Source organism: Brucella pseudogrignonensis (assembly GCF_031454375.1).
GTDB classification, from domain to species: domain Bacteria; phylum Pseudomonadota; class Alphaproteobacteria; order Rhizobiales; family Rhizobiaceae; genus Brucella; species Brucella pseudogrignonensis_A.
In genome coordinates this window covers 429,236-453,617 of the sequence record NZ_JAVDQT010000003.1, presented here as the reverse complement: position 1 = coordinate 453,617, position 24,382 = coordinate 429,236, and the positions used below count along the sequence as shown (strand labels likewise).

The window sequence follows — 24,382 nt, the reverse complement described above, 5'->3', positions numbered from 1 at the left end:
CGCCAATCTGTTTCAATCAGATCAGCGCGTCTCAAATAAAATCAGTTCCAGTCGCGAATATCGACAAAATGACCGGCAATTGCTGCAGCCGCAGCCATTGCTGGCGATACAAGATGTGTGCGGCCCTTGAAGCCCTGACGGCCTTCGAAGTTACGGTTCGAGGTCGAAGCGCAACGTTCACCCGGCTTCAAGCGATCATCATTCATCGCAAGACACATCGAGCAGCCTGGCTCACGCCAGTCAAAACCTGCTTCGATGAAGATCTTGTCGAGACCTTCCGCTTCAGCCTGTTCCTTCACAAGACCAGAACCCGGAACGATCATGGCACTGACACCTGCGGCAACTTTCTTGCCCGCAGCCATACGTGCTGCATCACGCAGATCTTCGATACGTCCGTTCGTGCACGAACCAATGAAAACACGGTCGATCTTGATGTCGGTCATCTTCGTGCCCGGCTTCAGATCCATGTAATCAAGCGCACGCCACTTCGATGCGCGCTTGGTTTCGTCCTTGATTTCGTCTGGGTTCGGAACGATGTCAGTGACAAAGACCACGTCTTCCGGCGAAGAACCCCAGGATACGACTGGCGAAATTTTCGCGGCATCCAGTTCAACGATCTTGTCGAAATGCGCACCTTCATCCGAATGCAGCGTCTTCCAGTAACCGATCGCCTGCTCCAGCGCTTCGCCCTTTGGCGCGCGTGGCTTGTCAGCGACATAAGCAAAAGTTGTTTCGTCTGGCGCGATAAGACCAGCGCGTGCACCGCCTTCAATCGACATGTTGCAGACGGTCATACGACCTTCCATCGACAATGAACGAATAGCGCTGCCTGCATATTCGATCACGTAACCGGTGCCACCTGCAGTACCGATTTCGCCGATGATGGCAAGTGTGATGTCCTTGGCGGTAACGCCCGGAGCCAATTCGCCTTCAACACGCACCAGCATGTTTTTGGCCTTTTTCTGGATCAGCGTCTGGGTCGCGAGAACATGCTCAACTTCCGATGTGCCGATACCATGTGCCAACGATCCGAAAGCGCCGTGGGTCGAGGTGTGGCTGTCACCACAAACAATCGTCATGCCCGGCAGCGTGAAACCCTGTTCCGGACCAACGATGTGCACAACACCCTGACGCTTATCGCGTTCAGAATAATATTCAACGCCGAAGTCGGCTGCATTTTTTGCAAGCGCTTCAACCTGAATACGGCTTTCTTCGTTCTTGATGCCGTTTACGCGATCTGGAGATGTCGGAACGTTATGATCGACAACAGCCAGTGTTCTCTCAGGATGACGCACCTGGCGTCCCGCCATACGCAGACCTTCAAAAGCCTGCGGGCTTGTCACTTCGTGCACAAGATGGCGATCAATATAAAGGAGGCAGGTACCATCGTCCTGCTGATCCACTACATGGTCGTCCCAAATCTTGTCGTAAAGTGTACGCGGCGCGCTCATTGCGAGAGTTCCTTTGAATAGTTCTTAATTGGCTGTCATATGCACCCGCCGTTGCATTTCGTCAAGAAACACAAACCGCAACAGGGTGTCGCAGTAACAATCTTGCGCAATATTGGCGGAATTATGCAATATGTTACGCAGGCTTTTGGATTTTGCAAATAAAAAAGGCGGCCCAAAGACCGCCTTTTTCAGATTCTTGCGAAAACTGGCTTATTCAGCAGCAGTCTTTGCAGCTTCTGCCTTAGCAGCAGCGGCCTTGTCGGCTTCGCGTTCTGCCTTGGTGCGGTTGTCTTTCTTCTCAGCAATACGTGCAGCCTTACCGGTGAGGCCACGAAGGTAGTAAAGCTTCGCGCGACGGACCTTACCGCGGCGAACGAGTTCAACACCTTCTACGATTGGCGAGTAAACTGGGAATACGCGCTCTACGCCTTCGCCGTAAGAAATCTTACGAACGGTAAAGCTTTCGTTGATGCCAGCGCCGGAACGCGCAATGCAAACGCCTTCATAGGCCTGTACGCGGGTACGTGTACCTTCGGTAACGCGAACCTGAACGCGAACGCTGTCGCCTGGCTGGAAATCTGGAAGCTTACGCTTTTCTTCAATCTTTGCTGCCTGTTCGGCTTCAAGCTGACGAATAATGTCGGTCATCGTCTGACTCCTTTACGAATTATTCTCAAACAGCCAGAGCGCTCTGCACTTACCACCAAGCATCTTGGCCCTGTGGTTATGCCCGATACATCAGGCAGGAGCGGTGCACCATTTATTAGTTAAAAGACGTCGGGTTTTCCCGAACTGGCGCGGCAATACACCATTGCGTGAAATGAATCAATATCAAGACTACGATTTCACGACTTGCCGCCAATGCGTCCAAGATGCGTATCCTGAAAACCAGTTCCATATTTGAGGCCAAAGCCGAGAGCGCGATCAATACCAATATGAACCGCCCAGATAAGCGCAATAGCGAAGCAAAGCGGCCAGCTCATCACCCAGCCGAGAACTGCCACAAGCACAACACCAATCCAGCTATGCGCGATATTATAAATGATAGCGCCCGTGCGCGGACCTTTGAGATAGGCAAAGAAAGACAAATCAGGCGCGAGGATGAGAATCGCAAATAGCCACCAGCTCACACCACTCACCCAATAAGCACCCAGCGCCAGCAGCGCGAGTGAAAGACTTTCGAGTTGCTGAATCAGGTTCATTTGCGTTTTCCCTCGCGATAAGCGTCCCAGAGATCAGGACGCCGTTCTTTTGTAATGCGTTCAGCCTGCGCATGACGCCATTTCGCAATGGCACCATGATTGCCCGATGTCAGTACATCGGGGATTGCACGGTCTTCCCAGACTTGCGGGCGCGTATAATGCGGATGCTCAAGAAGCCCGGTCTCAAAACTTTCCGTCTCGCCTGATTCCTGATTGCCCATTACACCCGGAAGCAACCGGACAATCGCATCAAGCAACACGATAGCCGCTGTCTCTCCACCTGAGAGAATGTAATCGCCAATCGAAATCTCTTCGAGCTGACGACCTTCAATCACCCGCTCATCGACGCCTTCAAAACGACCACAGAGAATGATGGCGCCCGGACCGTCAGCCAGTTCGCGCACACGCTTCTGCGTCAATGGCGCACCGCGCGGACTCATCAGCAGCATGGGGCGGTCATCGGCAACAGAATCAAGCGCACGCGCAACCACATCCGCCTTCATGACCATGCCAGCGCCGCCACCCGATGGCGTATCATCGACCATGCGATGCTTGCCCTCAGCAAAATCGCGGATCTGAATTGTATCAAGCGACCATGTATTATCAGTAAGCGCTTTTCCTGCCAGCGATACACCCAGCGGTCCCGGAAACATTTCGGGATAAAGGGTCAGCACCGAGGCATGAAATCCGTGCTTATCTGTTTCAGGCAAATCACTCATGACTTATTTGGCCGCTTCTTTTCATTCTGCGGCTTATTACGCTCCCGGTCCGGATTGTCATCTTCATCAGCAATAAGCCCGGCAGCATAAGGCTCGACGGTAATCGTGCCCTTATCAAAATCAATTTCCGGCACAGCCGCTTCCGTAAATGGAATCAGCATCGGACGTTTGCCCTTGAGGCTCAACTCAATCAGATCGCCGCCGCCAAAATCAAAAAGGGCGCTGACAACACCGTAAGATTTGCCATCCGCATCAAAGGCTTCAAGTCCGATCAGATCAGTCTGGAAAAACTCGTCTTCATCAAGTTCTTCATCATGAAGCTGCGAACGGTCGATGAAAAGCTCGGTGCCGTTCAAGGCTTCAGCAGCATTGCGGTCATTGACGCCTTTAAAGCGAACAACAACCACAGTCTTGGCCGCGCGCGCTTCTAGCACTTCATAGGCCTTGCCCTGCGCATCATAGAGCTGTCCATAATCAGCAATAGCGAGAGGGTCATCGGTATAGGTCTTAACTCTCACTTCGCCACGGATGCCATGAGCGGCGCCAACAACGGCAAGCTGGATTGGATTTTCTAGGCGCGACATGAATATTTCCGTATTTGAAGGACTATTTTCTATCGCTTACCCAATTTCCCATAAAAACGCCAAGAAAAACGGAAGGCGGTATCTTTACCGCCCGGCAACCTATCGCTGGCAAACTACACCAAGCCCAACTCAAGCAGCGAATCCCGACCATGACGAGCAAAAGCGAATTCCCTATCCCTGCCCGCGCAGATCTTGCGGCTGCACGTGAGGAGTGGCTGAAAACGCTCAAAGACATGCGGCGGCTGTCGGAAAATACGCTGGAAGCCTATGAGCGGGACACCCGCCAGTTTCTGCAATTCATGACCGGGCATCTGGGCGAGCCGCCTTCGATCAAAGATATTGGCAGCCTGCGCGTCGCTGATCTGCGCTCCTATCTCGCAAACCGCCGCAGCGATGGGGCTGGCGCCCGCACATTGGGACGTGGTCTTGCTGGTGTACGCTCCCTGCTCAAGCATCTGGAAAAACGTGGTCTGGTCAATGCCGCAGGCGCGAGCGCCATACGCGCACCGCGCCAGCCAAAATCACTGCCAAAGCCCTTAACCGCAGACGATGCGCGCAAGGTTGTCGCAGCCGATGGCCAGATGGCGGAAGAGCCTTGGATTGCTGCGCGCAATGCAGCGGTACTGACATTGCTTTACGGCTGCGGCCTTCGCATTTCCGAAGCACTGGGCCTCGCGGGTGATGCATTGAGCGACGCCTCCGCACTTTCCATCACCATTACGGGTAAAGGCGGTAAATCCCGCATGGTGCCACTGCTTCCAGCGGTTCATCGTGCCGTTGCGCAATACCGGGAACTCTGCCCGTTTGATCTTTCAGCCGACAAGCCTTTGTTCAGAGGGGCTAAAGGCGGGGAACTTCATGCAGCCATAATCCAGCGCGAAATGCAAAAGCTGCGCGCAGGCCTCGGCCTCCCTGACACCGCAACGCCACATGCGCTGCGCCATTCCTTTGCCACGCATCTTCTGGGCCGCGGCGGTGATCTGCGCACCATTCAGGAATTGCTTGGCCACGCAAGCCTCTCAACCACGCAGGTCTATACCGGCGTCGACAGCGCGAGGCTTCTTGATGTTTACGACAAAGCGCATCCCCGCGCTTAATCAGGGGTGCCATCCAAGACTAACAACCCTATATTTACCTCATGAAAAAGCTGTTCTTTCTTTTTGCCTGCGTTCTCATCGTCAGTTCCGCCCATGCCCGGGCTGAAAGCACGCAAGCCACCTGTATTCCACACGGTGTCAATCTGATCGACGGTCTGGTCAAAAAAGACCCAAAACTCTGGTCCGAGCTTCAGAAAGAAGCGAGCGAAATGCCCAACCACAAGGGCATCTTCTGGAAAATCGAGAAGGATGGGCTCAAGCCATCCTATTTATTCGGAACCATTCACCTAAGCGATCCGCGTGTGATGGCCCTGCCCGAGGCCGTGACGAATGCCTATAGTGATGCGGATAGAATTGTCGTCGAAGCCACAGATATTACCGATCCGAAAGCCTTTCTGCGGGTTAAACTTGAACAGCCGGAACTGATCCAGTTCACCGATGGCTCCACGCTGCAATCGCATCTACCACAGGATCGGCTTCAAGAGATCGATAAGAAACTGGAAGCGCGCGGCATCATTCTTGGTGCCGTTGGCAAGATGAAACCATGGATCATCACCAGCCTGCTGGCGCTTCCCAAATGCGAAAGACAGAGAAAGCTCGAAGGCGCGGACTTCCTCGACGAATACTTGATCACAAAAGCGCAGGATCAGGGCCGGACGGTCCTCGGTCTTGAAAACGCGGTCGAGCAGCTTGAAGCCATGAACGCGCTTCCGCTTGATTTTCATATTCGCAATCTGATTTCTACTGCCGAATACGGTGACACAATTGAAGACGCTATGGAAACGACGATTGCGCTCTATCTTCAGGGCGAAACCGGCATGATCATGCCAGCATTGCGCAAGGTCGTGCCCGATAGCCTTTCTGGAGAAGATTACGCGCTTTTTCAAAGGGTTCTGCTGACAGATCGCAATCATATCATGGCAAAACGTGCGGCCCCAATTCTTGCAAATGGCGGAGTTTTTGTTGCTGTAGGCGCATTGCACCTTCCCGGAAAAGAAGGGCTGATCGAACTACTACGTGCGCAGGGCTACACGGTCACCGCAATGTAATTCGGAACAATTGCAGCGTGCTCGCGTTAAATCTTCCAATGGTCACGACCAAAAGGAGGAGAGCTAATGGTTGACCCACTCGATCCCAGGAATGATCCGTTAAACAATCCGCGTCAGACGGATCCGCTTGCAAACCCGGTCGGAAGGCCACCGCAGCCTAAAGGCGGCAGCGGCATGATGCTTGCAGTAATACTGCTCGCTGCAATCCTTATTCTGGGCTTCTTCTTCTACAGAGGCGGGACAACAGATACGTCCGCGCCACCGCCACCTGCTGCGCAGGGCGAAACCACGATGCCGCCTGCCGCACCGCCAGCAACTCCACCCGCAGCAGCACCGGCACCGGCAGAGCCACCTGCTCCGCCACCACCACCTGCGCCACCGGCACAGAACTAACCATACGAAAAAGGCCCGCTTGCGCGGGCCTTTCATTACATCGCTGATACCAGCAACTACATATGAATTGGCTTGGCAAAGGTCGCGAGTGCCGATTCACGCACAGCTTCCGACATGGTTGGATGTGCGTGGCAGGTGCGTGCCAGATCTTCCGACGAACCACCAAATTCCATCAAAACGGCCAGTTCGTGGATCATTTCACCGGCATTATAGCCGAGGATATGCGCACCCAAAACGCGATCCGTTGCCTTATCAGCGAGGATTTTCACAAAGCCGTCAGTATGCTGCATGGCGCGTGCGCGACCATTGGCCGTGAACGGGAACTTGCCGATCTTGTATTCAACGCCAGCGGCTTTCAGTTCTTCTTCGGTCTTGCCGACAGAAGCCACTTCTGGCTGCGTGTAAACAACGCTTGGAATGACGTCGAAGTTTACGTGTCCAGCCTGACCGGCGATGATTTCGGCAACAGCAATGCCTTCATCTTCAGCCTTGTGCGCCAGCATCGGCCCCTGAACCACGTCACCGATAGCATAAATGCCTTCGACATTGGTGCGCCAGTGACCGTCAATCGCAACGCGACCACGATCATCAACATTCACGCCAGCTTCCTGAAGACCCAGACCATCCGTATAAGGACGACGGCCAGTAGAGATCAGAACTGCATCGGCTTCAATGGTTTCTGCATCGCCTCCCTTAACCGGCTCAAAGGTCACTTTCGCGCCCTTAGCCGACTTTTCAACACCGGTTACTTTCGCACCGAGCTTGAAGGCAATGCCCTGCTTTTCCAGCAGACGCTGGAACTGCTTGGACACTTCACCATCCATCGCACCAAGCACCTTGTCGAGATATTCAACGACAGTCACTTTCGCACCAAGACGCGCCCAGACCGAACCAAGCTCGAGACCGATCACGCCGCCGCCAACGACGACGAGATGCTCAGGAACCTTGTCGAGCGCGATTGCGCCGGTCGACGACAGTATGACCTTCTCGTCAATATCGACCTTAACGCCCGGAATGCCAGCGACGTCCGAACCGGTTGCAATGATGATGTTCTTGGCTTCGATTTCCTGAACGCTGCCGTCTTCGGCAGTCACAGAAACCTTACCCTTGGCAATAACCTTGCCTGTGCCGATGAAGGCGGTGATCTTGTTCTTCTTGAACAGAAACTCGACGCCCGATGTGTTCGACTTAACGGTCGCATCCTTGTGCGCCATCATCTTTTCGAGATTGAGCTTCGGCTTGCTGATTTCAACGCCGAGCGCATCAAATGAATGACCGGCTTCCGCAAAGACTTCAGACGCATGCAACAGCGCCTTGGAAGGAATGCAGCCAACATTGAGACAGGTGCCGCCAAAGGTCTTGCGCTTTTCCACAACAGCGACCGAAAGGCCAAGCTGTGCCGCCTTGATTGCAGCAACATAGCCGCCGGGGCCGGTACCAATGACAACCACATCATAAGACATTGAACTATCCTTCTTACGTCTGAGCCACTCCCGGCTCGTCAACTATTTTCAACCAGAAATCCGGTCATTCCTCAGGTGTGCAGGATTTAAAGCGGAAGCTTTCAAACTGAAGCGGCTTTTCCGGCTTCGCTGCACCAAAATCATATCCGTCCAGCGCTGATACCAGATCGGGAAACAGAATTGCCTGCGCTGCCGGCTCATCGGCCTTCGGCAACACATCGGCTTCCGCACCCTCTTTGAGCGCATAGACAACGCTCTGCCAAAGACTGCAATCATCCAGATCTTCCGGATCAGTGCCGCCATTCTTGCAATTATAGGTGATCAGCGCATAGGGGCGCGCAACCCCCTCTTCCGGCCAGATTACAAGACCCGACAATTTGAAATCCGGCTTGTCATCAGCAGTAATAGTGAATTCATTGGTTGGTGCCGGGCTCATCTTGAGCGCGTTCGACTGCGCCTCATGGAAGGTGAGCGTGTAAGCATCGCCTTGATCACGATACGTCGCGCGGTTCTGTGTACAGGCAGCCTGAACGGCGCTCGAGAAAACCGTCACAGCAAGCGCTGATGCAGCCATTACCTTCAAAAGCTTCTTAACGTCATGCATCTGTCGGTTCTCCTCAATCATCCGGCAGCGATTACTGCGCTTTGGCCCTGTTATTGTGCTTTCGCAATGGCAAGTTTGAGACCAAGTGCAATGAAAACAACACCGCTGGTTCTGTCGATCCATTTTGAAGCACGCGAGAACACCGCGCGCATCTTTGGCGTCGTCATGAAAAGGCTGACACCGATAAACCATGAAATCAATGCCGAGGCCATCACAACACCATAGCCGAGCTTCACTTCATTGGGGGTGTGCAGACTAACAACAGTCGAGAAAATCGAAAGGAAGAAGAACACGGCTTTCGGGTTCAGCGCGTTGGCAGCAAAACCGAGGCTGAAAGCTTTAAGTGCACTTTGCTGAACAGGCACTTCCTGTGTGCTCATATCGACATCGATCTTGGTTGAACCGGCACGCAATGCCTTGATGCCGATATAGACCAGATAGGCCACACCGCACCATTTGACGATATTGAACAGATAGATTGATTTGGAAATGATCAGCCCAAGACCCAGCACCGTATAGGTGACATGCATCATAAGTGCTGCGCCAATACCGAAGCTGGTAATGATTGCTTCGCGACGACCATGCATCAGCGACTGACGAATAACCATCGCCAGATCGGCGCCCGGCGAAACGATAGCAAAAACGAAAATCGCCATCAGAGATGCAAGTTCAAACAGATAGGGATGCATCGCTTTTCCTTCGCCCGGCACCGTTCAGATGCAGGAAATCGCCTAAAAAACCAGATTGAAAAACATGAGTGCAAGCCCGGCCAGCGAACCAACCCAGACCAGCGAGCGGATATACGGAATACCCGCCAGATAAAGCGGTACATAGATGATGCGGCAGACGAACCAGATCCACGCACCATAAAGCCCAAGAGTTGCCGCATCGCCTTTGAATACAAGACCCAAAGCGAGTGCAACAAATGCCGGATAGGTTTCGCGGAAATTGTTGGAAGCGCGTTCCGCACGGCCGGCCAGATGACCAGAGGCTTTTAAGCCATTATCGCGCGGACCTGCATTCCATTTGGAGCCGAGTTCCCTTGTCACCGTCCAGCCCTGCAGGAGGATATGAACCACCAGCAAAACAACACTCCAGCCAATCAGCGGGAGGAAAGGCGACGCGGAAAAGATACCCGGCTCCATGTTCTTCTAACCCTTACAGATCAAGAACCAGACGTTCTGGATCTTCCAGGCTTTCCTTCACGCGAACGAGGAAGGTCACGGCTTCCTTGCCGTCAACGATACGGTGATCGTAGGAGAGCGCAAGATACATCATCGGACGAATAACGATCTGGCCGCCGACAACAACCGGACGATCCTGAATCTTGTGCATGCCGAGAATACCCGACTGCGGCGAGTTGAGGATCGGCGAAGACATCAGCGAACCGTACACACCACCATTGGTGATGGTGAAAGTGCCACCCTGCATGTCAGCCATCGAAAGCGAACCGTCGCGTGCAGCTTTTGCAAGACGACCCAGTTCTTTTTCAACGCCAGCAATCGACATCTGATCGGCATCACGAATAACAGGAACAACAAGGCCCTTGTCAGTGCCGACAGCCATGCCGACATGCGCAAAGTTCTTGTAGATGATGTCGGTGCCGTCGATCTCAGCGTTAACAGCCGGGATTTCCTTCAGCGCATGCGTCACAGCCTTCGTGAAGAAGCCCATGAAGCCGAGCTTAACGCCGTGCTTCTTTTCAAAAATGTCCTTGTAGCGCGAACGCAGTTCCATCACCGCAGACATATCGACTTCGTTGTAAGTCGTCAGCATTGCAGCAGTGTTCTGTGCATCCTTAAGGCGCTTGGCAATGGTCTGGCGCAGACGGGTCATCTTCACGCGTTCTTCGCGTGGAGCATCGTCAGCCGACGAAGCAGGACGTGCAGCAACAGGCGCAGCTGCTGCTGGTGTTGCCGAAACGCCCTTAGCGATTGCGTCGAGAACGTCGCCCTTGAGAACCTGACCGCGCTTGCCCGAACCATCAACCTGATCAGCCGACAGGCCTTTTTCAGCGAGAAGCTTGGAAGCGGCCGGTGCTGGCTGCATTGCTGGACCCGACGATGCGGAAGCAACAGGCGCCGCCGCCGGAGCAGCAGCTGCTGCTGGCTTGGCTTCTTCCTTCTTAGGAGCAGGAGCGGAACCTGCGCCAGAAATCTGGCCGAGCAGTGCGTTCACTTCAACAGTGTCGCCTTCCTGCGCCACGATTTCAGCGAGAACGCCCGCAGCCGCAGCTGGAACTTCAATTGTCACCTTGTCGGTTTCCAGTTCCACCAGCGGTTCGTCAGCAGCGATTGCGTCGCCAACCTTCTTGAACCACTTTCCGATGGTTGCCTCAGTAACGGACTCCCCAAGCGTGGGAACGCGAATTTCGGTGGCCATGGTTTCTTCTTCCGTGATCTTCGATCTTTAGATTTATGTTCAACTCAGGATGAAGCGGCTTTTGCAAACCGCTTCTTACTGACAACTAAATTAATTTCCGAGTGCATCCTCGAGGAAAGCCTCAAGCTGCGCAAGGTGCTTCGACATCAGACCTGTTGCAGGAGACGCCGCTGCCGGGCGACCGGTGTAGCGAACGCGCTGATGCTTGGCGTCGATATGTGCAAGAACCCATTCCAGATACGGATCGATAAACGACCACGCACCCATGTTCTTCGGCTCTTCCTGACACCAGACGATTTCTGCCTGACGGAAGCGCGACAGCTCATTGATGAGCGCCTTTGCCGGGAACGGATAAAGCTGTTCAACACGCAGCAGGTAAACATCGTCGATGCCACGCTTTTCGCGCTCTTCGTAAAGATCATAATAGACCTTACCCGAGCAAAGAACGACGCGGCGGATCTTGGCATCCTTCTGAAGCTTAATGCCTTCATCGCCCTTGTTGTACTGTGCGTCATCCCAAAGCAGACGGTGGAACGATGAATCGCCCGACAGTTCATTGAGGCTCGACACAGCACGCTTGTGGCGCAGCAGCGACTTTGGCGTCATCATGATCAGCGGCTTACGGAAGTCACGCTTCATCTGGCGGCGCAGGATGTGGAAGTAGTTAGCCGGCGTGGTAACGTTGGCAACCTGCATGTTGTCTTCCGCACACATCTGCAACCAGCGTTCCAGACGAGCAGACGAATGCTCAGGACCCTGACCTTCATAGCCATGCGGCAGAAGGCAGACGAGACCGGACATACGAAGCCACTTGCGTTCACCCGACGAGATGAACTGATCGAAGACGACCTGTGCACCGTTGGCAAAGTCACCAAACTGGGCTTCCCAGAGAACCAGAGCGCGTGGATCGGACAGCGAATAACCATATTCGTAGCCGAGCACAGCTTCTTCCGAAAGCATCGAGTTGATGGCTTCGTAGATCGCCTGACCCTTCTGAATGTTGTTCAGCGGGATATAGCGGTTCTGGGTTTCCTGATCATAGAGAACCGTGTGGCGCTGCGAGAAGGTGCCGCGTTCCACGTCCTGACCGGACAGGCGGATCGGGCTGCCTTCAGAAACCAGCGAACCAAATGCCAGCGATTCAGCAGTTGCCCAATCTATGCCTTCGCCAGTCTCGATCATCTTGGAGCGATTATCGAGGAAGCGCTGGATCGTGCGATGGACATTGAAGTCCTTCGGCACTTCAATGAGCTTCTTGCCGATTTCCTTGAGCGTCTTGATCGGAACGCCGGTCTTGCCGCGGCGCTGTTCGTCAGCATTATCAGCCGTACGCAGACCACTCCACGCACCGTCAAACCAGTCAGCCTTGTTTGGCTTATAGCTCTGGCCTGCTTCAAACTCCTGCTCAAGCTTTTCGCGCCAGTCAGCCTTCATCTTGTCGATGTCAGCCTGTGCCAGCAGACCTTCAGCAATCAGCTTGTCGCTGTAAAGCTGAACAGTTGTCTTGTGCGCGCGGATTTCCTTATACATCAACGGCTGGGTGAATGAAGGTTCGTCACCTTCATTGTGACCAAAGCGGCGATAGCAGAACATATCCACAACAACAGGCTTGTGGAAGATCATGCGGAATTCCATCGCAACTTTCGCTGCGAAGACAACCGCTTCCGGATCGTCACCATTGACGTGGAAAATCGGCGCTTCAATCATCTTCGCCACATCCGATGGATAAGGCGACGAACGCGAGAAGGCCGGATTGGTGGTGAAACCGATCTGGTTGTTGATGATAAAGTGCAGCGTACCGCCAACGCGGTGACCCTTCAGGCCTGAAAGACCAAGACACTCGGCAACAACACCCTGACCTGCGAAAGCAGCATCGCCGTGCAACAGCAGCGGCAGAACTTTTGCGCGTTCAGTTAGCGGCACCATGTCGTCGCGGGTACGGCCCACAAGCAGATCCTGCTTGGCGCGTGCCTTGCCCATGACAACGGGGTTGACGATTTCAAGATGCGACGGGTTGGCAGTCAGCGAAAGGTGAACCTTGTTGCCATCGAACTCACGGTCCGACGAAGCGCCAAGATGGTACTTCACATCGCCCGAACCTTCCACATCATCAGGCGCATAAGAGCCGCCCTTGAATTCGTGGAAGATTGCGCGATGCGGCTTGCCCATAACCTGAGACAGCACGTTCAGACGACCACGGTGCGCCATGCCGAGCACGACTTCCTTCAGGCCCATCTGACCGCCACGCTTGACGATCTGTTCCAGCGCCGGGATCAGCGATTCACCGCCATCAAGGCCGAAACGCTTGGTGCCCTTGTACTTCACGTCAATGAACTGCTCAAAGCCTTCGGCTTCAATCAGCTTCGACAAAATGGCTTTCTTGCCTTCAGCGGTGAAAGCATAGCCTTTATCCGGGCCTTCGATGCGTTCCTGAATCCAGGCCTTTTCGACCGGATCGGAAATATGCATGAATTCAACGCCGATATTGCCGCAATAGGTGCGCTTGAGGATTTCAAGCATCTGCGGAACGGTCGCATATTCAAGACCGAGAACATTATCGATGAAGATCTTGCGATCATAATCGGCAGGCGTGAAGCCATAAGTTGCCGGATCAAGTTCGCTGAAATCATTTGGCTTTTCAGCAAGGCCAAGCGGATCAAGATTGGCATGCAAATGGCCACGCATACGGAATGCCCGGATCATCATGATGGCGCGAACGCTGTCGCGTGCAGCCTGTGCAATCTCTTCCGATGTCAGTGCTGGAGCAGACGCTTTCGCATCGCCCTTTGCAGCCTTGCCCTTGAGCTTGTCGGTGACATGCTTTTCAACTTCGGCCCAGTTGCCGTCGAGTGCCGAAATCAGCTCGCCATTGGCCTGAATTGGCCAGTTCTTGCGGGTCCAGCTTGCGCCCTGTGCGTTTTTGCGCACATCGTCGGCATCGTCCTTCAGCTGTGCGAAGAAATCGCGCCACTCGGCATCAACCGAGTTGGGATCATCCTCGTACTTGGCATAGAGCTCCTCAATATAGTCGGCATTGCCGCCATAGAGGAACGAGGTAAGGGCGAAAACGTCGTTGGCTTGTTCTTGCCTTGCCATAACCTAATCCGGAGCCTCCGCTCCGTCTCCTTGTAGTGGCTCATCATGCGCGGGCCGGAAGCTTTTGACCTTCATCCCTCACGCCGCCGGGGAGGAACCACAACAGACCCCGGCATAACTCAATCGCGAACTCTATTCCTGCGGAAGAATGATGGCCAAAGCCTGACATTCCCTTAAACCGACCGCCACGGCATTTTGCGCGCATCTTGTCCGAAAACCGCTTCACACTTTTCGGGATGCGCTTGCCCCGGCAGCAGCTTTCGCCACTGCCGGTTCATTTCAATCAACTACGCAGTCTCAGCCCTTGAGGACTTCAACCAGCGTCTTGCCGAGCTGTGCTGGCGAAGGAGACACGCGAATGCCAGCCGATTCCATGGCTGCAATCTTGTCTTCTGCGCCGCCCTTGCCGCCCGAAATCACGGCGCCAGCGTGGCCCATGGTGCGTCCGGCAGGAGCCGTACGGCCAGCGATGAAGCCAACCATTGGCTTCTTGCGGCCGCGCTTTGCTTCGTCCTTCAGGAACTGCGCTGCTTCTTCTTCAGCGGAGCCACCGATTTCACCGATCATGACGATCGACTTGGTTTCATCGTCGGCGAGGAACATTTCCAGCACGTCGATGAACTCAGTGCCCTTCACCGGATCGCCGCCGATACCGACAGCAGTGGTCTGGCCGAGGCCTTCGTTCGAAGTCTGGAACACTGCTTCATAGGTAAGTGTACCGGAGCGCGAAACAACACCCACCGAACCCTTCTTGAAGATATTGCCCGGCATAATGCCGATCTTGCATTCTTCAGGGGTCAGGATGCCCGGGCAGTTTGGTCCGAGCAGGCGCGACTTCGAGCGTTCCAGACGCTCCTTGACGCGAACCATATCCATGACCGGAATGCCTTCGGTGATGCAGACGATGAAGCCGACTTCAGCTTCGATCGCTTCGATGATTGCATCTGCTGCACCTGCTGGCGGAACGTAGATCACCGATGCGTCAGCACCTGTGCGTTCCTTAGCTTCTGCAACAGTTGCGAAGATCGGAAGCTTTTCGCCCTTGGAACCTTCCCAGGTTTCGCCACCCTTTTTCGGGTGGATACCGCCGACCATCTGCGTGCCGTAATAAGCAAGCGCCTGTTCGGTGTGGAAAGTACCGGTCTTGCCGGTCAGGCCCTGTACGAGAACCTTGGTGTCCTTGTTAACGAGAATGGACATGCCTTAGTTTCCCTTCACTGCAGCGACGATTTTCTGCGCCGCATCGTCGAGATCGTCAGCCGAAATAACATTCAGGCCGCTCTCGTTGATGATCTTCTTGCCAAGCTCAACATTGGTGCCTTCAAGACGGACAACCAGAGGAACCTTGAGACCGACTTCCTTGACCGCAGCGATAACGCCTTCAGCGATCACGTCGCACTTCATAATGCCACCGAAGATGTTGACCAGAATGCCCTGAACAGCTGGATCAGCGGTGATGATCTTGAACGCAGACGTTACCTTCTCCTTGGTAGCGCCGCCACCAACGTCGAGGAAGTTAGCTGGCTCAGCACCGTAAAGCTTGATGATGTCCATGGTTGCCATGGCAAGGCCTGCGCCGTTGACCATGCAGCCGATGTTGCCATCAAGAGCGACGTAAGCGAGATCGTGCTTGGAAGCTTCGATTTCCTTTTCGTCTTCTTCCGACAGATCGCGCAGTTCCTGAATGTCAGGATGACGGAACAGTGCATTGCCGTCGAACGATACCTTGGCATCGAGAACGCGCACGCGGCCATCGGTCATGACGATCAGCGGGTTGATTTCCAGAAGGCTCATGTCCTTCTCGGAGAATGCATTGTAGAGGATCGGGAACAGCTTGAGGCCGTCTTCACGCGCTGCATCCTTAAGCTCTAACGCATCGGCGAGCTTGTTGGCGTCTTCATCGGTCACGCCCTTGGCAGGATCGATAGCAACGGTGATGATCTTTTCTGGCGTTTCTTCGGCAACAGCTTCAATGTCCATACCGCCTTCGGTCGAAACGACGAAAGCAGGACGGCCAACGGTGCGGTCGATGAGGATCGAGAGATAAAGCTCGCGCTCGATGTCTGCACCATCTTCGATGTAAAGACGGTTGACCTGCTTGCCAGCGTCGCCGGTCTGCTTGGTCACGAGCGTGTTGCCGAGCATTTCCTTGGCATGGGAAACAACTTCTTCGATCGACTTGGCAAGACGAACGCCGCCCTTTGCATCAGGACCGAGTTCCTTGAACTTGCCCTTGCCGCGTCCACCAGCATGGATCTGGCTCTTGACGACATAAAGCGGGCCTGGAAGCGTCTTCGCCCATTCTTCCGCCTGTTCGACGGAATAAACAGCCACACCATTGGCGATCGGTGCGCCGAAAGTGTGGAGCAGGCGCTTAGCCTGATATTCGTGAATATTCATCTGGTTGTCCTCTGCGGATTAACAGCCGGAAAAGGCCGGGACTGCGTATGCGCAGCCACCCGGCCTTATCTGGAACTTATTTCAGTGACGGCGCGATACCGACGCAAGCTTCACAAAGACCGGCTACAGAAGCGACCGACTTTTCGAACTCGGCCTGCTCGCTCTTATCGAGATCGATCTCGATGATACGTTCAACGCCATTGGCACCGATTACGGTTGGAACGCCGACATACATGTCCTTGACGCCATACTGACCGGTCAGCTGTGCTGCCACTGGCAGAACGCGCTTCTTGTCCTTGAGATAGGATTCAGCCATCGCAATTGCCGAAGAAGCAGGTGCGTAGAAAGCAGAACCGGTCTTGAGCAGGCCGACGATTTCTGCGCCGCCATCACGGGTACGCTGAATGATCTTGTCGAGCTTTTCCTGTGTGGTCCAGCCCATCTTGACGAGGTCTGGCAGCGGGATACCAGCAACGGTCGAGTAACGAGCGAGCGGAACCATGCTGTCGCCGTGGCCGCCAAGCACGAATGCAGTGACGTCTTCAACCGACACGTTGAATTCTTCCGACAGGAAGTAGCGGAAACGGGCGCTATCAAGAACGCCAGCCATGCCGACAACTTTGTGCGCTGGCAGACCGGAAAACTTCTGCAAAGCCCAAACCATCGCATCAAGCGGGTTGGTGATGCAGATAACGAAAGCTTCAGGAGCGTATTTCTTGATGCCTGCGCCGACCTGTTCCATGACCTTCAGGTTGATACCCAGAAGATCATCGCGGCTCATGCCCGGCTTACGCGGCACGCCTGCGGTGACGATGACAACGTCTGCGCCTTCGATTGCGGCATAGTCGTTTGCACCGGTGAACTTCGCATCAAAACCGTCAACCGGTGAAGATTCTGCAATATCCAGTCCCTTACCCTGCGGAGTACCTTCCGCAATGTCGAAAAGGACGACGTCGCCGAGTTCCTTCAGACCAGCAAGATGAGCGAGCGTGCCGCCAATCATACCGGAGCCGATGAGGGCAATCTTGTTGCGTGCCATGATTGTTTCTTTCCTCAAGTTTGATCCAGAAACGCATGAAGCTATCCGGTTTCCTCCCGGAAAACGCGTCTGCGCTGCGAGGGTTCGATAGGACTCTTTCAAAAAAAACTCAACTCATTATTTTGCGACCAATGTTTTCAATCGGTTAGATTTATATGGACTTACGTAAACGTAAGATATTTTGGCAAAATGGAGGCAATTGAGTCTCTTCGTCGGGCTGTTTCGTATCCCCTGAAACGAGACAGCACGTCCGCAAATAAATTCCACTGGTGAGCAGAACCGATTAAAAGAAAACCGTACTACACCCAAGCCATGTCCAGATAACATAGCCTGCGGATGCTATAAGTCGAGTCTGTGGCAGTTAGATGATGGTAAAGGGGCAATACACCCCCTCAGCTCACTGTGCTGCTTTTTCAGAAAATGCATCCAGATATTCGGCGCTCTGCATTTCAAACAGGCGCGATGCTGTGCGGTCAAACTCGAAAGCTTCCACGCCCTGGCTTGCCTGATAAAGCTTTTCAGGCTGGGCTTCAGCAGAAACAAAAAGTCGCGCGTGATTGTCATAAAGAACATCGATCAACAGAATGAAGCGCTTGGCCTCATTGCGGCGTGAAAGATCAAGCACCGGCACATCGTCAATAAACAGCGTCTGATAACGCGAAACGATGGCGATATAATCATTCGCTGCAAGTGGCTGCGCGCAAAGCTCGTCAAAGGTGAAGCGCGCTGCGCCCGGCACGGCCTGACGCACGACAATATCGCGACCCTTGATATGTACCACATCAGGCTTTTCTTGCTGACCATCCTTATGGGCGGTCCATGCAGCATCCATACGCTTGGTCGTCTCGGAATTCAGCGGTGTCAGATAAACCGGCTGACGATCAAGCTTCTCCAAACGATAATCCGTGCGTGAATCGAGATTGATCACATCGACATGCTTTTTCAGAATATCAACGAACGGCAAGAACAACTGGCGGTTCAGCCCGTCACGATAGAGATTGTCAGGCGCAACGTTCGACGTTGCAATCAGCACAACGCCGCGTTCAAACAATGCGCTGAACAGACGTGACAGGATCATCGCATCGGCAATGTCGGTCACGGTAAATTCGTCGAAGCAAAGCACCCACGCCTGTTCAGCCAAAGCTTCAGCCACCGGCGGGATCGGGTCTTCCTGCTTGGTTTCGCCACGCTTCAAAGCCTGACGGTGGGCATTGATGCGCTCATGCGCATCCGCCATGAAATCATTGAAATGCGCACGGCGTTTGCGCTCTACCGGCAAAAGCTGAAAGAACATATCCATCAGCATTGTCTTGCCGCGACCAACTTCGCCGTGAACATAAAGTCCTTTGACTGTGGCAATTTCCTTGCGCTTGCCAAACAACCAGCCAAGCGCGCTCGATTTGCGCGACAGACGTTTGGTGCAAACTTCCTCAATCAGTCGGTCATAGCGCGCGGTCAACTCAAGCTGTGCGGGATCGGAATCAACCTCGCCTGCCCTGACCAGCGCATCATAATGCTCGCGAACCGATGGGAACGCCTTCAGATTACCGTCGAAAGACATGATAGCTTGTCCAACCGCCTAATTGCAGAAAAGGCGGAGCGTCTTGCGACTGCCCCGCCTGTCTTTAACTCAATTGTCTGATCAGCGCGACAACGAAACCGACTGTCCGCTCGTCGTCTGGCCATCGAAACGGCCCTGACCGGAAGAATAAAGTGTCGCGACCGTGCCACCATTGGCATCATAGAGCGAAAGCTGCTTGCCACTGACCGCCCATGAAGCGAGGCTTCCGAGTTCACCCGGGCAGCGCAGCGGACCAGCACGGAAACCCTGACCATATTTGGTCTGTGGCGTTGCAATCTTACACTGCTGACCGGCGAGCGATGCATTCCACACACCAGCAACCTTGCCCGGTGTCAGATCAGGCGCTGATTCGGGCGGAAGGCTTGCAACCTGTGTACCAGCTTCTGGCTGCGACATGTCCGTTGCTGGCGCCGTCGGGAAGGACGTCGGCGCATTCAGATTGCCAGACTGTACGGAACTCACAGGAGCAGAGCGCAGCGGTGCAGGTGGCGGCGGCGATACCGTATTGTCAAAGCCACCAACCCGGGAGCTCTGACAACCAGCCAGAATTGCGCCCGCCGCAGCAATGCTGAGCAAACTTGCTTTTGAAATTCCCATCTGGTTCTCCAATTCCGCCTTAAGTTCAGGCGTGTTCGTGGGGCTGACTATTCGGGGGACGCCCCTCGCACCGTCGAGTTTGAAAGCTCGAACTAAAACAATATTGCACCGATAAAATGGCGATATGGTTAAAAAATCAACAGTCGGCTATGGCGAATTTATGCAAAATGAGACGAAGAGGCTTGAAATAGCTTAGAAATTTTTGAAATGGCGCAGGAAGGACACAGTTTTTGAAGAAATTGCTATCAATAATGAATGTCATCAAAGGTCGATGCGGCCAATAGCGCGCCGGTACTGGCAATTTGTGGGCTTTTCCGCCATATAAGGCGCATCCTGAAAAGTGTGAAACGCTTTTCGGACTAAGATGCGGCTTAAAATAAATAAGTTGGAGCGCAGATCTGATCAAATCAGATCGAAACGCGCTCCAGAACCTTTCCAGAATATACGGGATCCGGAACCATCAATGAGTAAGGCTATCTTCGCCAAAATGAACGGACTAGGCAACAAGATCATTGTTGCCGATATGCGAGGGCGCGACGATCGTATCGCACCGAACGCTGCAATCCGTTTGGCCGGTGACGAAGCCACCTCGTTCGATCAGATCATGGCGATCCATGATCCCAAAACGCCCGGCACCGATCATTACATTGAGATCATCAATTGCGATGGCACACAGGCGCAGGCATGCGGCAACGGCACGCGCTGCGTTGTGCAGTGGCTTTCCAATGAAAGCGGCAAACAGGATTACACGTTCCAGACACTGGCAGGAATTCTGACCGCCAATGAGCACCAAGACGGGCTGATCACGGTCGATATGGGTAAACCGCATTTTGGCTGGAAGGAAATCCCCCTCGCCCATGAGGTAGACGACACCCGCGCCATTGATCTGTCTGCTGGCCCTGCCGATGCGCCGGTGCTGCAAGCCCCGTCTATTGCATCGATGGGCAATCCGCACGCGATCTTCTGGGTCGAAAACGATGTCTGGTCCTATGCGCTCGATCAATATGGGCCGGGGCTGGAACATGATCCGATTTTCCCCGAGCGTGCTAATATTTCCATCGCGCAAATCACATCGCGCGAAAGCATGAATCTGCGCACATGGGAACGTGGTGCGGGCCTCACCCGCGCTTGCGGTTCCGCCGCCTGCGCTGCTGCCGTCTCAGGCGCACGCACAGGCCGCACCGAACGCAATGTCACCGTCAATGTCCCCGGCGGCCCGCTTAAAATCGAATGGCGCGAGGATGATCACGTCATGATGACCGGCCCTGCCGAATGGGAATTCGACGGCACATTTGATCCTGCAACCGGCGCATGGGAGTACGCCCCAAAAACGAGCCGGGGAGCTGCCTGATGGCTGTGGAAGTCGTAACCTTCGGATGCCGCCTCAACACCTATGAATCCGAGGTGATGAAACGCGAAGCCGATAGCGCTGGCCTTGGCCAGTTGAAAGATGGCGCGATCATCTTCAACACCTGTGCCGTTACATCGGAAGCCGTGCGTCAGGCGCGTCAAGCAATCCGCAAGGCGCGCCGCGATAATCCGCAGGCCCGTATCATTGTGACGGGCTGTGCCGCACAAACAGAATCGGCCAAGTTTGAGACCATGGATGAAGTCGATCTCATTCTCGGTAATGAGGAAAAGCTGAAATCCAACTCCTACCGCATGCTGCCCGATTTCGGCGTGAACCAGTTTGAGAAGGTCCGTGTCAACGACATTATGGAAGTGCGCGAAACCGCGAGCCATATGGTCGATGCCATTGAAGGCCGCGCGCGCGCATTTGTGCAGGTGCAGAATGGCTGCGATCATCGCTGCACTTTCTGCATCATCCCTTATGGTCGCGGCAATTCGCGCTCGGTGCCGATGGGTGGCGTGGTCGATCAGGTCAAGCGCCTTGTCGATAATGGCTACGCGGAAGTTGTTCTGACAGGCGTGGATATGACCTCTTACGGCCCCGATCTGCCGGGAAGCTTACGCCTTGGTAAACTGGTGAAGACCGTTCTCAGCCAGGTGCCGGATTTGCAGCGCCTGCGTCTGTCATCGATTGATTCCATCGAAGCCGACGAAGACCTGATGGAAGCAATCGCCAACGAAAAGCGCCTGATGCCGCATCTGCATCTGTCGCTTCAGGCGGGTGACGACATGATTTTAAAGCGCATGAAGCGTCGCCATCTGCGCGATGATTCCATCCGCTTCTGCCAGGATGTGCGCGCGCTTCGTCCGGACATCGTGTTTGGTGCCGACATCATTGCTGGTTTCCCGACCGAAACTGAAGAGATGTTTGCAAACTCAATGAAGATCGTTGAGGAATGCGGGCTGACGCATTTGCACGTCTTCCCATACAGCGCTCGCGAAGGCACACCGGCTGCGCGTATGCCACAGGTCAGGCGCGACATCGTCAAAGATCGCGCCAAAAGGCTGCGCGCTGTGGGCGATCAGGCTTATGAAAAACACCTCGCTTCTCTCAACGGCACTGTGCAGCGCCTGTTGATCGAGAAGGAAGGCATTGCCCGCACGGAAGGCTTTACGCTGGCCGCTGTGGATCAGGGCAATGCTGGCGAAATTATCGAACGAATTGTGATCGGGCATGACGGTGAAAAACTTCTCACTCGTCAGGCAGAGCACAAAGCGGCTTAGACAAGGCATCAAAATTCATGGCAATGGGTTTCATCAAGAAAATGTTCTCCTTCGGCAAGAAGGAGGTCGAGGAAAAGCCGGTCGAACAACCGGCCCCCGATGCTGTGGAAGCAGCGCTTCCAGAAGCTGTCGAAGCGCCTGAAAAAGCTGAAATCCCTACTGCCGAAGTGGTCGTTGCCGAACCTGAAGCACCTCAGATTGTTCCAGAGCCAGAGCCGGTTGAAGAACCCGCCGCTGTGATCGAACATCCGGTTGCCGAGATCGAAATCCCGATTGAACAGCCACCGGTGATGGAACCGATCGTGGTGGAAACGCCAGCGCCGGAACCTGTTGCTGAACCCGAAGTCGCGAAAGCTCCTGAAGTTTCCGAGGCACCCATTGTTGAGGAAATTGTCGAGCCCGCGCCTCAGCCCGAAGTGGCAAAGCCGAAAAAAGTTAAAGTCGCCAAGGCGGTTGAAGAACATCAGGAAGAAGTACCGGTTGAGTCTGCACCTGAGCCAAAGCTTTCGTGGTTCGAACGGCTACGTCGCGGTCTGCTGCGTTCATCCAATTCGCTCAGCGATTCCATTGGTAGCATTTTCACCAAGCGTAAGCTTGATGAAGACACGTTGCAGGATCTTGAAGACGTGCTCATTCAGGCCGATCTCGGCCTTGAAACCGCTATGCGTGTGACCGATGCGCTGTCATCCGGTCGCTATGGCAAAGACGTCACCGGCGAAGAAGTCCGTAACATTATGGGCGCGGAAATCGAAAAGGTGCTTGGGCCGGTCGCAAAGCCTCTGGAGCTTGATCTTTCGCATAAGCCACATGTCATTCTGGTTGTCGGCGTCAATGGCACCGGCAAAACCACAACCATTGGCAAGCTTGCTGCAAAGCTGACCGCTGGCGGCCTCAAGGTTATGCTTGCGGCAGGTGATACTTTCCGCGCCGCCGCCATCGAACAGCTCCATATCTGGGGCGAACGTACCGGCTCGCCTGTTGTTTCAAGCAAGCTCGGAGCGGATGCGGCGGGCCTTGCCTATGACGCATGGAAACAGGCGAAAGATGCAGGCAGCGACGTTCTCATCATCGACACGGCTGGCCGTTTGCAGAACAAGGCCGAACTAATGGACGAACTTGCAAAGATCGTCCGCGTTCTTGGCAAGCACGACCCTGAAGCCCCACACACAGTTCTTCAGACGCTTGATGCCACCACTGGCCAGAATGCGCTCAATCAGGTTGAGATTTTCAAGAATATCGCTGGCGTCAACGGCCTTGTCATGACCAAACTAGACGGTACGGCACGCGGCGGCATTCTCGTCGCTATTTCGGCCAAACATAAGCTTCCGATCTATTTCATCGGCGTCGGCGAAGGTGTCGATGATCTTGAACCATTTGCGGCCAAGGATTTTGCCCGCGCCATCGCAGGAGTTGCCTGATGGAGCATCCCGTTTTTGAACGCGATCCCTCGCAAAAAACCGAAGCCGAGCGCAAGGAAGTGCCGCCACTTCTCAAGCTTGCGCTGGAACTCGGACCGCTTCTCGTATTTTTCTTCGCCAATGCACGTGGTGAGAATCTGATCGAACGCTTTCCGGTGCTTGGCCAGATTGGCGAACCGATCTTTCTGGCAACCGCCCTGTTCATGGTTGCGACCGTTATAGCGCTTGCTGTTTCATGGTCGCTGACGCGCACGTTGCCGATGATGCCGCTTATTTCCGGCATCGTGGTTCTGGTGTTTGGCGCGCTGACGCTCTGGCTGCACAACGACACCTTCATCAAGATGAAGCCCACCATCGTCAACACGCTGTTTGGTGCGATCCTGTTGGGCGGACTTTTGTTCGGTAAATCCCTGCTGGGCTATGTGTTTGATTCGGCCTTCAAGCTTGATGCTGAAGGCTGGCGGAAGCTCACTTTCCGCTGGGGCCTGTTCTTCATTTTCCTCGCGGTGGTGAATGAGGTCGTGTGGCGCAATTTTTCGACCGATGCCTGGGTTTCCTTCAAGGTCTGGGGCATCATGCCGATCACCGTTGTCTTCACACTTTTACAAATGCCGCTTATCCAGAAGCACACTTTGCCAGAAGCCCGTAAAGACTAAGATTAATCAAGGAGGA

The 24,382-nt window shown here is 54.3% G+C and carries 23 protein-coding genes; 7 read left to right on the top strand and 16 right to left on the bottom strand.

Annotation, left to right across the window (positions count from 1 at the left end):
* Positions 1-41 precede the first annotated feature (41 nt).
* The 5 genes from leuC to rimM all read right to left on the bottom strand — a co-directional run bounded on the left by leuC (position 42) and on the right by rimM (position 3,956).
* Positions 42-1,451 carry a 3-isopropylmalate dehydratase large subunit gene (leuC, locus tag J2782_RS12995; RefSeq protein WP_310013193.1) on the bottom strand — a complete coding sequence of 470 codons (1,410 nt, stop codon included), beginning with the start codon at positions 1,449-1,451 and terminating at the stop codon, positions 42-44.
* Between the two features lie 210 nt (positions 1,452-1,661).
* Positions 1,662-2,099: a 50S ribosomal protein L19 gene (gene rplS, locus J2782_RS12990; RefSeq protein WP_310013191.1), complete on the bottom strand. Its 438-nt coding sequence runs from the start codon at positions 2,097-2,099 to the stop codon at positions 1,662-1,664.
* Between the two features lie 197 nt (positions 2,100-2,296).
* Positions 2,297-2,653: a DUF4260 domain-containing protein gene (locus J2782_RS12985; RefSeq protein WP_310013189.1), complete on the bottom strand. Its 357-nt coding sequence runs from the start codon at positions 2,651-2,653 to the stop codon at positions 2,297-2,299.
* Positions 2,650-3,372 carry a tRNA (guanosine(37)-N1)-methyltransferase TrmD gene (gene trmD / locus J2782_RS12980; RefSeq protein WP_310013188.1) on the bottom strand — a complete coding sequence of 241 codons (723 nt, stop codon included), beginning with the start codon at positions 3,370-3,372 and terminating at the stop codon, positions 2,650-2,652. Before trmD ends, J2782_RS12985 begins: the two co-directional genes overlap by 4 nt.
* Positions 3,369-3,956, bottom strand: a complete 588-nt coding sequence (gene rimM, locus J2782_RS12975; protein ID WP_310013182.1) for a ribosome maturation factor RimM — start codon at positions 3,954-3,956, stop codon at positions 3,369-3,371. Before rimM ends, trmD begins: the two co-directional genes overlap by 4 nt.
* Positions 3,957-4,105: 149 nt before the next feature.
* Between rimM and J2782_RS12970 the strand changes: the two genes are divergently transcribed.
* The 3 genes from J2782_RS12970 (at position 4,106) to J2782_RS12960 (ending at position 6,495) form a co-directional block, all read left to right on the top strand.
* A complete protein-coding gene (locus J2782_RS12970; protein WP_310013179.1) occupies positions 4,106-5,053 on the top strand; it encodes a tyrosine recombinase XerC in 948 nt (315 codons plus the stop codon).
* A gap of 41 nt (positions 5,054-5,094) precedes the next feature.
* Positions 5,095-6,102, top strand: a complete 1,008-nt coding sequence (locus J2782_RS12965) for a TraB/GumN family protein (RefSeq protein WP_310013177.1) — start codon at positions 5,095-5,097, stop codon at positions 6,100-6,102.
* Between the two features lie 66 nt (positions 6,103-6,168).
* Complete coding sequence (locus J2782_RS12960; protein WP_310013175.1) at positions 6,169-6,495, top strand: hypothetical protein; 327 nt, start codon at positions 6,169-6,171, stop codon at positions 6,493-6,495.
* 56 nt (positions 6,496-6,551) lie between these two features.
* On the opposite strand, the gene lpdA is transcribed toward J2782_RS12960, so the two are convergent.
* From lpdA to J2782_RS12905, 11 genes are all read right to left on the bottom strand, one after another.
* On the bottom strand, positions 6,552-7,958 hold the full coding sequence (gene lpdA / locus J2782_RS12955) for a dihydrolipoyl dehydrogenase (RefSeq protein ID WP_310013173.1): 1,407 nt from the start codon (positions 7,956-7,958) through the stop codon (positions 6,552-6,554).
* Positions 7,959-8,022: 64 nt separating this feature from the next.
* Positions 8,023-8,562: a hypothetical protein gene (locus J2782_RS12950; protein WP_310013170.1), complete on the bottom strand. Its 540-nt coding sequence runs from the start codon at positions 8,560-8,562 to the stop codon at positions 8,023-8,025.
* Positions 8,563-8,612: 50 nt separating this feature from the next.
* Entirely contained in the window at positions 8,613-9,251 is a 639-nt protein-coding gene (locus tag J2782_RS12945) for a LysE family transporter (protein ID WP_310013168.1), read from the bottom strand.
* Between the two features lie 42 nt (positions 9,252-9,293).
* Positions 9,294-9,707 (bottom strand): MAPEG family protein, encoded by a 414-nt coding sequence (locus J2782_RS12940; protein WP_310013165.1) that lies wholly within the window; start codon positions 9,705-9,707, stop codon positions 9,294-9,296.
* 13 nt (positions 9,708-9,720) lie between these two features.
* Positions 9,721-10,944, bottom strand: a complete 1,224-nt coding sequence (odhB, locus tag J2782_RS12935; RefSeq protein WP_250041488.1) for a 2-oxoglutarate dehydrogenase complex dihydrolipoyllysine-residue succinyltransferase — start codon at positions 10,942-10,944, stop codon at positions 9,721-9,723.
* Positions 10,945-11,034: 90 nt separating this feature from the next.
* The gene (locus tag J2782_RS12930; RefSeq protein ID WP_310013162.1) at positions 11,035-14,040 is read right to left on the bottom strand and encodes a 2-oxoglutarate dehydrogenase E1 component; all 3,006 of its coding nucleotides are present in this window, start codon (positions 14,038-14,040) and stop codon (positions 11,035-11,037) included.
* 297 nt (positions 14,041-14,337) lie between these two features.
* Entirely contained in the window at positions 14,338-15,240 is a 903-nt protein-coding gene (gene sucD / locus J2782_RS12925; protein ID WP_024898520.1) for a succinate--CoA ligase subunit alpha, read from the bottom strand.
* A 3-nt stretch (positions 15,241-15,243) separates the two neighbouring features.
* On the bottom strand, positions 15,244-16,440 hold the full coding sequence (gene sucC / locus J2782_RS12920; RefSeq protein ID WP_310013155.1) for an ADP-forming succinate--CoA ligase subunit beta: 1,197 nt from the start codon (positions 16,438-16,440) through the stop codon (positions 15,244-15,246).
* Between the two features lie 76 nt (positions 16,441-16,516).
* Positions 16,517-17,479: a malate dehydrogenase gene (mdh, locus tag J2782_RS12915; protein ID WP_310013153.1), complete on the bottom strand. Its 963-nt coding sequence runs from the start codon at positions 17,477-17,479 to the stop codon at positions 16,517-16,519.
* A gap of 397 nt (positions 17,480-17,876) precedes the next feature.
* The gene (zapE, locus tag J2782_RS12910; RefSeq protein WP_310013150.1) at positions 17,877-19,040 is read right to left on the bottom strand and encodes a cell division protein ZapE; all 1,164 of its coding nucleotides are present in this window, start codon (positions 19,038-19,040) and stop codon (positions 17,877-17,879) included.
* Positions 19,041-19,121: 81 nt separating this feature from the next.
* On the bottom strand, positions 19,122-19,658 hold the full coding sequence (locus J2782_RS12905; RefSeq protein WP_310013147.1) for a protease inhibitor Inh/omp19 family protein: 537 nt from the start codon (positions 19,656-19,658) through the stop codon (positions 19,122-19,124).
* A gap of 463 nt (positions 19,659-20,121) precedes the next feature.
* Here J2782_RS12905 and dapF point away from each other — a divergent pair, with 463 nt between their 5' ends.
* From dapF to J2782_RS12885, 4 genes are read left to right on the top strand one after another with little or no spacing between them, the layout of a single operon-like run.
* The gene (dapF, locus tag J2782_RS12900; protein ID WP_310013142.1) at positions 20,122-21,009 is read left to right on the top strand and encodes a diaminopimelate epimerase; all 888 of its coding nucleotides are present in this window, start codon (positions 20,122-20,124) and stop codon (positions 21,007-21,009) included.
* A complete protein-coding gene (gene mtaB, locus J2782_RS12895; protein ID WP_310013139.1) occupies positions 21,009-22,292 on the top strand; it encodes a tRNA (N(6)-L-threonylcarbamoyladenosine(37)-C(2))-methylthiotransferase MtaB in 1,284 nt (427 codons plus the stop codon). The genes dapF and mtaB overlap by 1 nt, the downstream gene beginning before the upstream one ends.
* Positions 22,293-22,309: 17 nt before the next feature.
* The gene (gene ftsY, locus J2782_RS12890) at positions 22,310-23,710 is read left to right on the top strand and encodes a signal recognition particle-docking protein FtsY (protein ID WP_310013137.1); all 1,401 of its coding nucleotides are present in this window, start codon (positions 22,310-22,312) and stop codon (positions 23,708-23,710) included.
* Positions 23,710-24,366, top strand: coding sequence for a septation protein A (locus tag J2782_RS12885; protein ID WP_310013135.1), 657 nt, complete (start codon positions 23,710-23,712; stop codon positions 24,364-24,366). The genes ftsY and J2782_RS12885 overlap by 1 nt, the downstream gene beginning before the upstream one ends.
* Positions 24,367-24,382 lie beyond the last annotated feature (16 nt).